Genomic DNA, 542 nt, shown 5'->3' on the forward strand with positions numbered 1-542 from the left:
CATTTGTACGAATTGAATTTACATTTGTACGAATTGAATTTAAGTGAACTAGAACAAACGCATCACGATCTTCAAAATCAAAAAATAAGAGAAGTATAATTAAAATCTTCCAGATTATTAGAAATTCAGCTGATTTCGTATATATGTGTAAATACCAGCTGTTCAGTTTGTTCCTCCGCGGCTTTTTTTGCTTGAAAGCAGGCACTTTTCTTTTTCTTCCGGTGCGTTTACAGCCTCGCTGTTTCCAAACATACTCCTCAAACATATAACTCAACACTTAAGAAATATGCAAATAAAAACAAAAAAAGCGCAGAAGCTGCGCTTTTTTTGTTGAGTTAAAAACGAGTGGAGGCCGCTGTTTTTTTAGGTTTGCTCATTGCTTTTTTTAATACTTCAGAAAAATAGGGCTCTCCGCTAGGATTTTGCCGTCTGAGCAAGTCAATGGTTCCTTTCACGTCATCCATAGCTCTGTGAGCGTGCTCTCTCTCAATATTATGATGATCAAGGAGCGTTGTTAGTTTTTTATTAGGAAAGCCGTACTC

General features: G+C 36.5%; 1 pseudogene. It reads right to left on the bottom strand.

Features of this window, described 5'->3' with window-relative positions:
* Window positions 1–335: 335 nt before the first annotated feature.
* A pseudogene (locus AC1DRF_RS31905) lies at window positions 336–542 on the bottom strand (exonuclease domain-containing protein); the annotation flags it as partial.

This window comes from Priestia sp. P5_B4 (assembly GCF_056400385.1).